This window comes from Carboxylicivirga mesophila (assembly GCF_018271975.1).
GTDB classification, from domain to species: Bacteria; Bacteroidota; Bacteroidia; order Bacteroidales; family Marinilabiliaceae; genus Carboxylicivirga; species Carboxylicivirga mesophila.
In genome coordinates, this window is record NZ_JAGUCN010000005.1 from 144,956 (window position 1) to 160,524 (window position 15,569).

Annotated in this window: 11 protein-coding genes; 6 read left to right on the forward strand and 5 right to left on the reverse strand. The window is 39.5% G+C overall.

Annotation, left to right across the window (positions count from 1 at the left end):
• Window positions 1-181: 181 nt before the first annotated feature.
• Together KEM09_RS06280 and KEM09_RS06285 are read right to left on the reverse strand one after the other, a co-directional pair.
• A complete protein-coding gene (locus tag KEM09_RS06280) occupies window positions 182-1,618 on the reverse strand; it encodes a sulfatase family protein (protein WP_212226850.1) in 1,437 nt (478 codons plus the stop codon).
• A 2-nt stretch (window positions 1,619-1,620) separates the two neighbouring features.
• Window positions 1,621-2,511 carry an AraC family transcriptional regulator gene (locus KEM09_RS06285; RefSeq protein WP_212226852.1) on the reverse strand — a complete coding sequence of 297 codons (891 nt, stop codon included), beginning with the start codon at window positions 2,509-2,511 and terminating at the stop codon, window positions 1,621-1,623.
• A 444-nt stretch (window positions 2,512-2,955) separates the two neighbouring features.
• Here KEM09_RS06285 and KEM09_RS06290 point away from each other — a divergent pair, with 444 nt between their 5' ends.
• The 3 genes from KEM09_RS06290 (at window position 2,956) to KEM09_RS06300 (ending at window position 4,820) form a co-directional block, all read left to right on the forward strand.
• The gene (locus tag KEM09_RS06290) at window positions 2,956-3,807 is read left to right on the forward strand and encodes an FKBP-type peptidyl-prolyl cis-trans isomerase (RefSeq protein ID WP_212226854.1); all 852 of its coding nucleotides are present in this window, start codon (window positions 2,956-2,958) and stop codon (window positions 3,805-3,807) included.
• Between the two features lie 109 nt (window positions 3,808-3,916).
• Window positions 3,917-4,489 carry a class I SAM-dependent methyltransferase gene (locus KEM09_RS06295; RefSeq protein WP_212226855.1) on the forward strand — a complete coding sequence of 191 codons (573 nt, stop codon included), beginning with the start codon at window positions 3,917-3,919 and terminating at the stop codon, window positions 4,487-4,489.
• Between the two features lies 1 nt (window position 4,490).
• Window positions 4,491-4,820: a TraR/DksA family transcriptional regulator gene (locus tag KEM09_RS06300; protein WP_212226857.1), complete on the forward strand. Its 330-nt coding sequence runs from the start codon at window positions 4,491-4,493 to the stop codon at window positions 4,818-4,820.
• 77 nt (window positions 4,821-4,897) lie between these two features.
• Here the strand turns inward: KEM09_RS06300 and KEM09_RS06305 are convergent, their stop codons facing one another.
• The 3 genes from KEM09_RS06305 to KEM09_RS06315 form a co-directional block, all read right to left on the reverse strand.
• Window positions 4,898-9,367, reverse strand: a complete 4,470-nt coding sequence (locus tag KEM09_RS06305; protein WP_212226860.1) for a hypothetical protein — start codon at window positions 9,365-9,367, stop codon at window positions 4,898-4,900.
• Window positions 9,368-9,408: 41 nt separating this feature from the next.
• Window positions 9,409-10,248: a 50S ribosomal protein L11 methyltransferase gene (prmA, locus tag KEM09_RS06310; RefSeq protein WP_212226862.1), complete on the reverse strand. Its 840-nt coding sequence runs from the start codon at window positions 10,246-10,248 to the stop codon at window positions 9,409-9,411.
• Window positions 10,249-10,359: 111 nt separating this feature from the next.
• Complete coding sequence (locus KEM09_RS06315) at window positions 10,360-11,043, reverse strand: TapB family protein (RefSeq protein ID WP_212226864.1); 684 nt, start codon at window positions 11,041-11,043, stop codon at window positions 10,360-10,362.
• 192 nt (window positions 11,044-11,235) lie between these two features.
• Between KEM09_RS06315 and KEM09_RS06320 the strand changes: the two genes are divergently transcribed.
• Genes KEM09_RS06320 through KEM09_RS06330 form a run of 3 tightly spaced genes read left to right on the forward strand, consistent with a single transcriptional unit; the run spans window position 11,236 to window position 15,568 of the window.
• On the forward strand, window positions 11,236-13,497 hold the full coding sequence (locus KEM09_RS06320) for a sensor histidine kinase (protein WP_212226865.1): 2,262 nt from the start codon (window positions 11,236-11,238) through the stop codon (window positions 13,495-13,497).
• A gap of 45 nt (window positions 13,498-13,542) precedes the next feature.
• Window positions 13,543-14,238, forward strand: coding sequence for a 16S rRNA (uracil(1498)-N(3))-methyltransferase (locus KEM09_RS06325; RefSeq protein WP_212226867.1), 696 nt, complete (start codon window positions 13,543-13,545; stop codon window positions 14,236-14,238).
• The gene (locus KEM09_RS06330) at window positions 14,231-15,568 is read left to right on the forward strand and encodes a zinc-dependent peptidase (protein WP_212226868.1); all 1,338 of its coding nucleotides are present in this window, start codon (window positions 14,231-14,233) and stop codon (window positions 15,566-15,568) included. The genes KEM09_RS06325 and KEM09_RS06330 overlap by 8 nt, the downstream gene beginning before the upstream one ends.
• Window position 15,569 lies beyond the last annotated feature (1 nt).

Sequence of the window (15,569 nt, forward strand, 5' to 3'; positions counted from 1 at the left end):
TAACGATTTAGCAATGCTTATAGCAAGCATTTCGGTTATAATGCTGCAATACTAGTTTTCCAGTTCAGGATTAAAAAATTCTTACTAACATCGTATTAAAAGCCGATAATATTGTAACACTGCCCTTGGTTGCATGCTGACAAACTACCTGCTTATAATGAATGATGAGAATCGGAAATCATCACTTAAACTGATCGTATTCAGGATTTACGCACTGCTGCTTCCACCGGTTGTACATAAACCTTAACCCGTCAACGCTTTCGGGGTATTGCCCTTTGTCGTCAGTTGCGTCTATCCACTTATCAAGGGTTGTACGCATCCGGTTAAGCTCACCTGTGTACTCCTCTTCATAAGCCAGATTATAAATCATATCCGGGTCCTTCTCCACATCATAAAGCTCTTCAGCTGGACGCTCATTACCCCAGAATTTAGCTGGAATTTCACCTAACTTACCTTCGCTCGCCAATTGATGCATGCGCTTACTTATGTCCCATTCATCTCGGTAATTTGGCTGCATATATGGTCGATCCGGATAAAAATTGCGGATGTACCGAAAATCTTTTGTGCGCACCGAACGAATTCGATCAATGGTAAAATCACAACGATCGCGGACTGATATAACATAATCACGTGGCTTATAATCAGCAGCCATTAAATCGATACCTTCCGTATATGATGGAATGTCAATATTGGCCAGTCCAAGTGTTGTGGTTCCAATATCAAGACCACTTATTAAATCATTATTGACTGTTCCTTTTTGCAATTTCCCATCTTTCCCATAATAGGCTATTATGAATGGCACATTTGTACCTGAATCATATAAGAATTGCTTATGTCGCCATAAACGCATACCATGATCTGAGATGAAAAAGATATAGGTATTTTCGAGTAAGCCATCTTGACGAAGTGCTTCCACAATTTTACCCACCTCATTATCTGTCAGCTCAATGCATTCAAGATGATTAGCTAAATCCTGACGAATAAAAGCAGAATCAGGATAGTAAGGAGGTACTTTAATCAGATCAGGTTCAATCGCTCTTATCCTTTTTTCCTTAAACTTTCGGTTATAAACATGCTTATTGCCATACAATTGAATCTGGCCGAAAAATGGTTGACCATCTTTACGAGCATTCCAATCGAGTTTATTGCCCGACATGCCATACATGCCGATTGAGCGAAAATCACCTTCATACAGGTTACGTCTGTCGTACCAGAAGTTATAATCATCTTTCCCCCAGTTGTAAGTGAAATAACCTGCTTCCTTAAACAGTTCGGGTATCGTTTTAATGCTATCAGGCAAAAAAATGGCCGATGCCAAATCACGACTACTGTGGTGATTATGTAACCCTAATGTTGTTGGCATTGTACCGGTAATAATGCCCGACCTGACAGCAGAACAGACAGCAGCCGGCATGTGCACATTAGTATACTTAACTCCGTTTAGCGCCAATTCATCAACATTTGGAGTATTTACAATAGTGTTACCATAGCACCCAAACTCCGGACTTAGATCTTCCACATAAATCCAGAGGATATTGGGTTGAATTGTTTCCTTTTGGCAGCCACCTGTCATTACTAGCGTACTCAAAAGAACTAATAGCAATTGAAGTTTATTCATCTTTATACTTTTTGAATTTGTTCATTCATATTCTTATACCGCTGCTGATATTCACTTGGAGTAGCATCTTTTAACAACTTAAACTGCCTGTTAAAAAAGGACTGGTTATTAAATCCGCATAAAGCACTTATTTGTGCAACCGACAAATCCGAATCCATGAGCAGTTCACAAGCATAACCAATTCTCACGTCGGTTAAGTACTGGTTAAATGTTTTGGTAGTTTTAAGTTTAAAAAAACGGCAGAATGCTGTCTTACTCATGGTGGCCAGATTTGCCACGTCATCAAGCTGTATGGGTTTCTGAAAATTACTCACAATATGCTCAAGTACCTTATTCAACTTTTCTGAACTCTGTTCATATCTCATACGCTTGAAGGCCGATGAACATAAGGGCGTTAGATCATTAAGGTCGGTTATATGATTAAGAATATTGAGCAGTCCTATAATCCGGTTAATACCTGCACTATCAATAATGGCCCACATCTCTTTTATAACTTTTGTGCGGGTGCGCCCGGTTATTTTCATCCCACGCGAGCTAAAGTCAAGCATCTTACTAATTTCTTTGAATTCAGGCAGTGAGAAAAAAGTATCGCCAAATGCATCGTGTTTAAACTGGATAACAATAACCTCTGCATTGATAGCAGAACCAGCCTGATGATAGCAATCATCGTTTTTCCATACATGTGGCAGGTTAGGGCCTAAAAGCACTAAATCGCCATGAGTAAAATTTTCCACACTATCACCAACAAAACGTTTACCGGTTCCATTAACTATATAAATCAATTCATAATCGGGATGATAGTGCCATGGACTATCCATGTATGGTAAAATAGTATGCTTGACTCTGAATGAATGAAGCATATTTGCTGATAGATATTCTTTTTGGGCTTTCATAATGATACAATATTATCCCAAAATAACATCAATTCTATTTTTTTGCTAATATCCTATTACCTATTGCTAAAATTTTACAATTCATTGAATGTTTTATCCAACATACGCCTTGTTAAATGAGACATAGTATAATTGATGGATGCAACAATAACCGCCATCCCTTTGATTTATGATTGTATAAACTATTTTTGCAATCACCTTTCTCAAATCATTTGTGCAAGCGAAAAAAATTTTTGAAGATAAAAGCAACCATTGCACAAAAAACGTATCTAACAAACAAACTGCGGTGGGGACAGCGGTTTAATAGTTAATAATACATGCTGAATTTTCTTTCTCAGTCCGGTACTAATAGTATTGGAATGAAAAGGATATAGATATTGACACAAATACAGCTCAAATATTTGAAGTTTAATTAATACTTATTGAATAATAGTGAGAATGATAATGAGAAAGGTCGTACTATTTATGCTATTGCTGCCATTGCTGGCAAGCTGTTTGAAAGATGATTACGTTGATTACACAGCCATTGATGAAGAGATTATTGTCAATTACCTGGCTGAAAACAACATTGAGGCCCAGCGCCATGCTTCAGGTTTATATTACAAAATTATTGATAAAGGAAGCGGAGCCCCTATTGGTGGCGATATATCCAAAGATGAGAAAGTGACTTTCTCCTACAAAGGCTATTTAACCAATGGTAAAGTATTTGCCGATACCGAAGGTGAAAATGTCACCCAGTATTTATCAAGATTGTTGATTGGCTTCCAAATTGGCTTTCCACTCATTAACCGCGAAGGCGAAATACAACTGTTCATTCCTTCAGGCTTAGCTTATGGCAATTCTGGCGCTAATGGTGTACCAGCCAATTCGGTGGTTATATTTGATGTAAAAATAGACCGGGATCAATCAGAAATTGATGAAGATATACTGGCAGCATTCCTCGAAGAAAATAACATTGAAGCCGAACGCGATGAGTCTGGACTTTACTACCAGATTATTGAACCTGGCGAAGGTAGCAATGCTACTGACAATTCAATAATTGATGCCTCATACAAAGGTATGTTTATGGATGGTGAAGAGTTTGAGACTGGTACCTTGAGCAGAACACCGCTTAGCAACCTTATTGAAGCCTGGCGTGTTGGCATTCCAAAGCTTAAAAAAGGTGGCAAGGCTGTTTTTTATTGCCCTTCGCAATTATGCTATGGTAGCTCACCCCAGTATGATAAAGATGGTAAAATAACTATACCGGCTAACAGCATACTTGTATTTGAGATTGAACTGGTCAACTTTCAATAAAGCGAATTGCTCTTCAAGGCAATGATATTTATGTCTATCTAGTTAATATCTGAGCCCTGGTTCTTACTGAATCAGGGCATTTTTGTATTTTGCAGGCAAATAAGTCATTATGAGCGATACTTTTTTTGAAAAAGAAGATAACGTCAGGCAATACCTTGAGATGACGTCTGATTACGACGGCAGATGGTTTTATGAACAGTTTCAAAAGCATATTCCAACATCAGGAAAAATATTGGAGCTGGGCATGGGCCCTGGCAAAGACCTTAATAACATCAGGCAAAAATACGATGTAATTGGTTCTGATTACTCCTTTGTATTTGCCGAACTTTATAAGCGTCAGTACCCTGAGATAAAAGTGATGGTACTGGATGCGGTGACCATTAAAACAGAATTGCACTTTGACTGTATCTACTCCAATAAAGTGATGCATCACCTTACAACCAGTGATTTTAAGCAATCGCTTGCAAGACAGGCAGAAATACTTAATAGCAAGGGATTGGTTTTGCATACATTCTGGCGGGGTTCGGGTAAGGATGAATTCCAGGGGCTTTTGTTTCAATATTACGAGCAAGATGAGCTTCAGCAGTTGTTTGGCGAACAGTTTAATATTATCCATATTGCCAGTTATGAGGAGTTAAAACCCGACGACTCAATTATTGTAGTGGCTCAAAAAAGAACTTAATATGGACATTAACAGATTGGAGATAGAACAGTTAATCCGCAAGCAAATAGCTTCGCTTGAGCGAAAAATAAAGTCATTAAAAGAACTTACCCAGGCCATTGCCCCCGATGATGCCATAGGACGTGTAAGCCGTATGGATGCTATCAACAATAAAAGTGTGAATGAAGCCGCTTTGCGACAGTCGGAAGCTAAACTCAAAAATCTCTTCATGGCCCTTGAACGTATTCACGAGGCCGACTTTGGGATATGTCTGCAATGTAAAGGTCCTATCCAACCCGGACGGCTGGTTTTAATGCCCGAAAGTCGTAAATGCATGAAATGTGCCCAATAAAAAGGTGCCTATCCATTACAAATAAGCACCTTTTTCATTAGCTTGCTATAAGACTTGCCACATAGCTCAAAGCCGCATTATGGCTCGTTATTTTCTTCTCCATTACTTTCCTCAGCGGCTTCCTCATTAGCGGCAGGTGCTGATGACTTAAATCCTGCAACAAATTTCTTCTTCTTGCTCTCAGGCGCCATAATAAAGGTATAGCCCCTTTCGCCTAATCCCACCTTCTGCTTACGATCTTCCGCTTTAAGTTCCTGTACAATGCTGTTGAAATTTGAATTGGAAGATAAGGTCTGCATCATGCTGTTCTTATAGACAAAATACACCCAGGTATTGGCATCAAACTCAATATACATCTCCAGTGAATTACCGCTACGCTTGCGGGTTATCTCTGCCAATACCTTCACCTCGCGATTGACAACAAAGTCCTTTATATAGGCCAAGTCAGCTTTCCCATTGGCCACAAAAGCACGTTTTTTTGTATCCCACTCAAAATCAATATTACTAAATAACAGCAATTGATGAAGTTCGGCTGGTAAGCCTTGCCCCTGTCCTGTTGCATTGCGGTCATTTTCAGCTTTAACAGCTTGCTTTCGCCCACACCATTCGGCCAAACGATTAACAAACGTTTCTTTACTTAACTTTGATGCCTTGGCCGATGATGACAGAATACTGCTGTAAAGAACATCCTGGGCCTCAGTACTGAAGAAGAAGTCAATACCCAACATCGTAGAAAGCAAAATTTCGTTCTTATCCCTGTTATTAACAATCGTACCGCTGGCTTTTGTTTTTACCTGGTCTAAATCGATGCCCATTTCAATAGCCCCATGGCCTTGTATATTGCAGTCAGCCTCAGAAAAACGCATTAAGGTACCAGTCGTATCAGGGCTGGCCAGCTTACTGGCCGAAGCTATATCAAAGGATTGCTCCTTGCTGTTATACACCAGAAATCCCGATGCATTAATCATTGGCACATCACTGTAGTCTTTTCGGTCCTCGGCAAATGATGAGTAAATATGCGTGCTATCCTTCGTTATAAAGAAGTCCTTGTAAATATTCTCATATTTAAAATTCTGCAGTTCCTCACCAATCGGTATACGCACTTCTTTAGGATCTATTGGTCCTTCAAAGCGCACATAAGTTTGTGGTCCTCGCGAGCAACGATGCAACATCTGGGCTCCTCCACTGAAAGTCAACAACTGTTCTTTGGCATTCAGCCTGGCATCCCCCTGATAAGCAAAATGCGAGTCGAAGGTAAATAAATCCTGAGGAACAATTTTCGTTTCTGCAATGGTCATTTCCTCTTTACCATACTCAATGTTGTGCATATTGAGCGTTAGTTTTTTACCATCACCATTAAAATAGTCGTATTTTCCGTAACCTTTGTATTCATACCTACCGGTAATATTAACTTTGGCATCGTAAAGTGTATGCTTCACCAGTGAGTCCTTATCAATAATAATACGCACACTATCCAGCGGGTCCAGCACTGCATCCTCACGAATGGTTACCATACCATCGTTGAGTAACAGGTTGGCATCTCCCACCTCTATGTTTTTCACTTCTTCAGCATAAATGGTTTTTGTTTCAACATCGTACATGGCCATAGGCACATAAAAAGCCAGCGAATCCTGTCGACGATGTGTCGATACAAAGCGGTTACCCTTGGAACCACGTGCCCCCATGTAAATATCGTTTTTATCCATGTCCCACGAGAATTCGCTGATAAATGACACATAGCGGTTCTCGGTAAAATCAACACGACTACCACCTGAACGAGACTGGAATGTACCCTGTCGCGTTTCAAAGTCAATGCTTGAAATCAGGTTAGTAGTAGCAAAACTAACACCTTCCACTTCAGCACCAGAGAGGTTAAAGTCTGAAGAGTCGGCCAAAATCGCATGGTCGCCAAAATCAATATCCTTAGACTTTACATTGGCACTGCGCATGTAGAAGGTTCCGCCTCCTGTCATACCATAAGGAGTAATTTTGATTTTACCCTGCAGCTGCGCTTCCTCGTTATACATAGTGAAGTTCTGCTCCTGACTTGTTGCATAAAACTGGTCCTGATGCGGCATATACTCCACATATATGTATTGAGAACTGACATCGGGGAATGGTGGATCTTCCAGTTGTTTGCCCACAGTAAAATCATGAACCTGCCCTTTCACCATATCTGGTAAAAACGTAAAGTCTTCGGAATGCGAGATGCTTGTCAGATAATTTAATACACCATTACCTTTGAGTCCCTTATTACTTAAGTCAATGGTATTGGTAAATGTAGATTTACCGCCATAAACAGGATAACCTTCTGGTGGTGTTTCACGCCTGAAACCAAGAGAATAATCGGGTCGTATCGTCAGGTTTTCCCTGAATGTGGGAAAGATATTTGACTCAAACTCACCACTGAAGTTAAAGTTCGTCCGTTTCAGCGTATTGATACTATCCATTTCAAACGGATCGAGCGTAAAGAAAAACTCATCTTTATGATACGCTCCTCCCTGTATTGATGGGTTGTCGAAATACACGTAGGACTCAATCTGGCTATTAATGATCGGATAGTGTGGGTTACTCTTAATACCTGACTTATTATCAGGCTCATCAATCTGCAGATAACCGGATAATTGGGATATGGTATTACCCACATCTTTTAACACCGGCAGGCCAAAGTAATCCCTGTCGCCCGATTCAACCTTCATCTTGAGCGAGTCGATGTTGCTCATGTCTATCCTAAAATCATCGTATAGAAACTTAAATCCATCGCCCGATAGTGTTAGCATACCCGCATTGATAGTACCATTAAACACAAAGTTCCGGTTTTCTTTCAATATAATGGACTGATTACGAGGAAAGAACACAACGTTCTGATGGTCGCAAATGGATATGGTTTCAACGCCATTCAGGTTTAAGTCAAAGTTAAGCAGGTCAAGACGTGCATTGGTTATTTCACTATCTGTAAGCGAGGTAAAACGAATCACATCATAGTCCTTCTTGCCTAACCTAAAGTCTATGTAATCATTCAACCGTTGACGAATTGTTATTTCATCGGTATTAACATTATAACCTATAAACCCATAAAACGACAATTGGATGAGCTGTTGCCTTACCGGACTCTCTGGGAAACCCATAAACTTAGCATATTCTGCGGCTGTAAATACCTGACCATGAAAATAATTGCTACAGTTTCGAAGTCCCTGTAAAGGATGGATGGCATCCATTCCCTGCAACTGGTTATAAAAATCTTCCCTGAAATAACTCAACGATTCAAAAAAGGCCTGGTTTTGAGCTGCACCAGTAAGCATACGCAAATCCATGAACTGCGCTCCAATTTTCCACCTGATCAACTCAACATCCATGCTAATATTGTGGAAAGTATCAAAGTAAGGACTCAGCGCCAAACCTTCGCCATTACGTATAAGGTGTATCTCTTCCAAATCGGCCATATACTTAAATATCAGCCCGGGATGATAAATAAAGCCCCTGTCCATTACAATAGATACCTCGGTATCGTTACTCAACACCTGGTCTTTTCGCAAAGCAAAGTAGAGGGATTTAGCGGTAATAAAAGTTGTATCGTTACGCGAAATAGTAATGGTGGCAGGATTTTCATGGGTACCAGCTCCTAAAAATTTAGCACCATTTTGCGCAAAACCTCCTTCATAATCAATGTTCGGATGAATTTTATCAATGCGAAAACGTTGCTCAGTAGTAACAAATTTAGGATAGATGGTTGTTCCGGGTGAGGTTATTTGCATCACCTTGTGTTCCAATGAACCATGCAAGGGATAGTCAAAATAATGACGGTTATAGAACTCCACACTATCAACCTCAAAAGCAGGCTTATCCATGTCCACCTCATAGTCATCAAATGTAGCATAAACCATATTGGCGTCAAAACCGCATCGCTCCCAAGTCACCTGCCCCTTTCGACCCAACCATTTCTTTTCAAGAGGATAAAGAATACCTGAAGTATTGAATATAACGATACTATCCCTTTTTGACACACACACTAAATCAGTTGTGCCCACATGCAAACTAAGCTTTTCATTGGTATACTCGTAGTTAAACTCACCAGAGCGTGCATACCAGGTTAAAGCCGGAGTGGTGTATATCGCGTTGTTTTCAACCAGGTTTTTACTAATTACCAAAAACGATTTGAGATGCCTTAGTGCATACCTGGGCTGATTTAACAAGTCACTAACCGCTTGGTGCCAGTTTTTAAAGCTTTCTGCTGAATGCTCACTGGTTTTAAAAGCCATTATTGTACTCAAATAGGTATTATAATCGGGATATGGCCGGGCCTTTTTCTTCGCCATCAGGTTACAAGTCTCAATCATTAGGCCTTTTAGCTCATCCTCCTGTCCCATCCAGAATATTTCAAAGGCTTCGATAAACTCTTTTGCAGCTTTTTTATCTGTTGCCCCCTTAAAAACTTCCTCCATCTCATTAACAAACAGTTCAGCCTGTCCGCTAAATCTCCCTTGTCCTTTTATGAGTTGTGCTCCAACACTTACAAAAATTAATACGGCTAGTAGTCGTTTAATCATATAATTCAGGTTCTTCACTTGCGTTTATGGCGCAAAATTCGTTACTCGGCCTTTATATACGCAACTGCGGTCCAATTGTTATCTGTTTTTTGAGATATCATCGTTAACCCATGACGAACAGCTTCAGCATCAATGGCAGGTAGGTCTTCGGTATAGAATCCGCTAAAGAAAATTTTACCGTTGGTTCTTAACACATTGGCATAACTGACCATATCGTTCAACAATATATTTCGATTAATATTGGCCAATATCAGATCGTATTGTTTATCGCCCAACAATTCGGCTCCGCCAAGCTGAATTTGCATATTGGAGATATGATTAAGCTGCAGATTATCGAGGGCATTATTATAAGCCCACTCGTCAATGTCAATACCAATAACATCGGTAGCTCCTTTCATGGCGCACAACATGCCCAATATGGCGGTTCCACAACCCATATCCAGCACGTCAAGCCTTTTCACGTCTGCTTCCAGAATATGCTGTACCATCAAACTGGTGGTTTCATGATGCCCGGTACCAAAGGCCATTCGCGGATCAATAATAATATCATATTGACAGTGATGTTCCACTTGATGAAATGAACTACGGATTATGCAATCATCACCAATAATAATTGGTTGAAAGAAATTTTCTTCCCAAACCTTATTCCAGTTCTGGTCGGCAATTACCTCACTTGAATAGCTCCATTTAATCCCTTCAATCGGGCAATAAAGTTCTTCGAGATTGGCATTGGCAAAGTCTTTACTAGGAATAAAAGCGTCAAATCCCTTGTCATTCTCTTCAAAACTATCAAATCCCATCTCTCCCAATTGAGCAATAAGCAATTCATTGGCCACCTCATTGGGTGGCATTACCAACACCGAAACCTTTGTATATTCCATCTTTACTTTTTTTTTGCAAAAGTATCTAAAAAGTAAATATGCCTGCCGAAAAAAGAATCGGATGAGCACATTTTGACTCATCCGACTTTATTCATACATACTTAATTTTTACTATGGCTTTTCAAATTTAGTTAACTCACTATAGCCCATCAACTTGCCTTTTCGATGAGTTTCTGTTCTTACTACACCAACTCCTTCGGCATACCACTCAACAGAGCTGACAGTCATATTCATGATGGCTTTCGTAACAATATCCTGTGATATTTTGACACAATTAAATGTACCAGCTGGTGTTTTAACTTCCTCTTCGGCTTCAACCTTTCGGTTAACCACACTAACTGTCATATTCATAGGGATGGGTGTCCCGGTGACCTCCATCCTAATATTGCCATCTTTAAGCGTTTGGCCTACTTTATAAAAAGACGGAATATCGATTTCATCCATGGTTAATTTTACTTCCATATCCTTGTAGGCATCCATCTGTTCCTGATTCAGATAACCGTTCATGTCAATGTAAAATACGCCATCAACACATTTGAAAGTAACCTCACTTTCCATTGGTTCATCTTTAGAGCCAGGGGTTTCAAATACTTGATGAACCGTAAAACTTGAGGCATTACCATTATGCTCAACGGCTTTCAACTCCTGCTTCACCAGGCCTGTTACTTTTCCCTTTTTGTCGTAATGAGTCAATTCTGAGCGTGTACCCTCTTCATAGGGTATGTAAGCTCTACATTCCTGCGCTGTCAGGTTTGACACCTGCCACAGCAATAAAATTCCAATAATATACTTCATGGTTTTAAGGATTAAATTTGATTATCAGCTAACTAAGTTATAACATATTTCTCAAGAGTTAAAACATCAAATTTCCATGTTTAAGGCCGTTATATCGTTTCATGGTATTATAGCCTTCTTTAAGTCAAACGACATATGTATATTTCATTTCTTTGAGTATCTTTATCTGTCAATCATACTAGGATATAACTAATGCTAATTAACCAAACCAAATCGCTAGCAGCTATACTACTGATTCTTATTGGCCAGTTATTAAACCTGACGGCTCATGCAGAAGACCTGAAAGAGATTCTGGTTCTTAATTCGTATCATATTGGTTTTAAGTGGACGGCCGATATAAACAGGGCCATCTCTGAACACTTCGAAAGTGAAGAATCTGTGCGCATTTTTTATGAGTTTATGGATAGTAAACGCTTCAACAGCGATGAATATTTTGAGGCGCTTTATCAACAATACTTCATAAAATATAAAGGTCACAAAATTGATGGCATCATCTGCTCAGATAACAGAGCCTTTGATTTTTTCACCCAACATGGAAAAGAAATTTGGGGAGATATTCCGGCAGTTTTTTGTGGGGTAAATAATATTAACGAACAGCTTAACCTGGTTGACAGCAGCAAGCATGTAATTGTACATGAAATAATAGATATAAAAGGCTCCATTGAGCTGATTGAGCAATTGCAACCAGACCTTGAAGAGTTAATTGTAATATCTGACAAAACTTTATCGGGCAATATATTTTTGAGTCAATTTATTGATGCGTTTAATGCCGAATCCCGAAACTTTTCCTATCAGATAATTAACAACACTGAACCGCAGCAACTTAAACAAGCACTTCATCAGTTACCTGCAGCTAACAGGGCAATTTATCTACTGAGCCTATATACACAGCGTGATGGTATCCCTAACGAGATGATACATGAAAGCAGGTACTTTTTTAAAGATGTGAACATTCCTTTGTATAGCAACTGGGATTTTCTCATGCCCGATATGATTGTTGGTGGTCAGCTGCTAAAGGCGCATGATCAGGGAAAACTTTCGGCTGAGCTGATGCAACAAATACTTAAGCATGAGGAGGTATCCTTGCATAACTTTCCGCCTGATTATACCATCTTTGATGAACATCAGCTAAACAAGTATCAACTGAATAAGGAAAATGTTAATGTTGATTTTCAGTTAATAAATGAAGAAATCAGTTTTGTTCGCGCGTACAAAAAAGAACTAATTGTTGTATTAAGCATTCTTAGTGTTTTTATTTTCATAATCCTTCTGCTTGTAGGCGATATCATCAAACGTAAACGCATTGAAATTAGCTTTATCGAGAGCGAAAAACGGCTCGAATTGGCCATCAACGGAGCCAGTGAAGGGTTGTGGGATGTTGAGATAAGTAAAAACTACATATACATTAATGAGCAGTTTGCCAGAATGTTAGGCTACCAATCAGCTAACGAACTTACTATTAACCTCGACAATTGGCATTTACATGTGTTTTCGCAAGACGTGGAGCAAATGAGAGAGGCCTTTAATCTACACAAAGCAGGTAAGGCCGAAGCTTTCCAGTGCGAAGTAAGAATGTGTAACAAAGACAAAAGCTATTCGTGGTTTTCAATCCATGGAAAGATTACAGAGCTGATTGATGAGGAACCCAATCGCATTACCGGAGTCATCCTAAATATTAGTGATCAAAAAGCATTTGAAAACGAACTACAAAAAGCAAAAGAGAAAGCTGAAGAAAGTGACCGTTTAAAATCCTCTTTCCTGGCCAATATGTCGCACGAAATACGCACGCCCATGAATGCCATCCTGGGATTTACAGACTTGTTACTATATGGTCAGCTGAGCAGTAAAGAGCAAACAGATTATCTGCAGATGATTAAACGTGGTGGCGAAAACCTGTTAACCCTCATCAACGACATCATAGATATTAGCAAAATTGAATCAGGTGAGCTTAAAATTAGTAACGAGTTAATCAATATTAAGGAACTGGTTAATGAAGCATATGAGGTAGCATTGAGCCTTTGCAAAAATTTTAAAAAGCATATTGAAATTAAGATAGTCTCAAATATTCCCGATGACCAACCTTTCATCTATACCGATCCACTAAGAGTTTATCAAATACTATTAAATCTGTTATCAAATGCCGTTAAATTCACCGATAAAGGTCAAATAGTTATCACATATAGTATCAATGAAGACAAGCACCTAAAAATCTCTGTGGCAGATACAGGCCCCGGCATCTCCGAGAAAGACAGACATCTTATTTTTGACCGCTTCCGTCAGGTAGATGAATCAACCAATAAGAAGCATGGTGGAACAGGTTTGGGACTTTCAATTACAAAGAGCCTGGTTGAATTGATGGACGGGCAAATTAACCTCTACTCAAATCCACCTGATGGAGCTGAGTTTACCATTATTCTTCCCGTCAAAATAAAGCAACACCTGGTTGAAGGATAACAGGTTTTATGCAAAGCTTTATATCTTTACAGCAAACAATTAAGTATGGAGTTATTTTTTGATCCCAAGTTTGATGGGAATGGTATTTTAAACGAAGTAGAAAGCAAACATTGCATCAATGTTTTACGCCATAAAGCAGGTGACACAGTAACTGTGGCTAACGGCAAAGGTCAATACTATTCTTGCCAGATAATTAACCCACACCCCAAGCGCTGCGAACTGGATTTAATCAATACCGAGGATTTTCCTCCAAGACCATATAAGATTCATCTGGCGGTAGCGCCTACTAAAAGCATTGATAGATTTGAGTGGATGATTGAAAAGGCCATGGAACTGGGGGTTGACGAAATAACACCATTGCTCTGCCAGCATTCGGAACGTAAAAAGATTAGAACTGACCGCATTGAAAGAGTTGTAATTGCGGCTATGAAACAATCTTTGAAGGCCTATCTACCTAAAATAAATGAACTAACACCTTTTGATGTGTTCATCAAACAGCTTAAAGACAGTAAAGCCTATATTGCGCACTGCTATGAATCAGACAAGTTCCCTTTGAGACTGGCTTATCAGGCACAAAGCAACTGCACATTATGCATTGGCCCCGAAGGTGATTTTAGCGAACAAGAAGTTGAGATGGCTGTTAATGCCAATTTTCAGCCTGTTTCATTGGGTTCCAGTCGACTCAGAACCGAAACTGCAGGTGTAGTAGCATGTCATACAATCCACCTGTTAAATGACTAGCGAACATATATATGTCATTCTCATCTTTGTTTCGGGAATGGGAATTGCCCTGGGCATTGTGGCCTACGAGTATTTCAAATTTAAAAAATCGCACACCATAACTCTTAAAGTAGCACAGCAGTCTCCACGGTGGAAAAAGATTCAGCAAATACTTGAAAATAACTTTTCTTATTACAAGCAATTACCATCAGAATTAAAGCCAGATTTTGTGTTTCGCACCTATAAATTTATGAAGCGATGCAACTGGATCTCATCCAGCCAGCCAATCGTTAACTTACACCAGAAAACGCTAATATCTGCTTCAGCAACACAACTCACCTTTGGCTTACAAGAATTTGATTTCGGCCGCTTTAAAACCATTCTGCTGCATGATGATGCCTATTACAATCGCCAAACCCGACGCTACCACCGTGGCGAGGTTAACCAGGCCGGATTAATTGTATTATCCTGGAAGTATTTTGAGGAAGGCTATGCTGATGAAAATGATAAGGTAAACCTTGGGCTTCATGAAATGGCCCATGCAATGGACCTGGCACTTCACCTGTCTCATGGACGCATTTACAATATCCATCGGTTAATGGAGAAATTCAGGCAATCAGCCTTTGAACAGCTTATTGAAATGCGCCGTAAAGGCAATGACTTTTTCAGAGAATATGGCACTACTAACCCCCGAGAATTTTTTTCGGTGGCCGCAGAGCATTTCTTTGAGGCTCCTGTTGAGTTTAGGAAACAGTTGCCCGATTTATACCTTGAGTTATGTCAATTACTGAATCAAGATCCAGGGAATAAGGTATTCAGAGGCTATAAACCGCCGCACACTAATCAGTATAAAAATACACTGAGTACGGAAGCTAAACGACATTATAAACCTCTTTTGACATTGAGGCCTAACATTAATCTGTTTGTTCCGTTTATAACGTTTACCCTTTTGCTTGCCCTCCTTTTTCCAGTCATTAAAAGCATTTATCCAAATAGTTTGGCCTACACCCTGATGCCATTATTATTTGCTTACCTATTGGGCATATACCTCATTTATCATTCTAAAGCTAATAGCCTTAAACTAATTGACAGTCATTTATTTATTAAAAAGACTTTTATAAAACAACCTACACTGTCTGTACACCTCAAAAACCTGGTTAAAATCAACTTTACCTATATGCTGACCTACTACCGGGTTGATTTCTCCTATTTTGAAGGGGAGGAGATTAAAGTCAGCTCACACTCGCTGTACTTTTCGCCGAAAAGCATAAAAAAGCTGGAGCGATTATTACTCCAGCAAAACGTTCGTATTAAGCACAATAACAAATGGCTTAAAAAGGAAAGCACCTGAA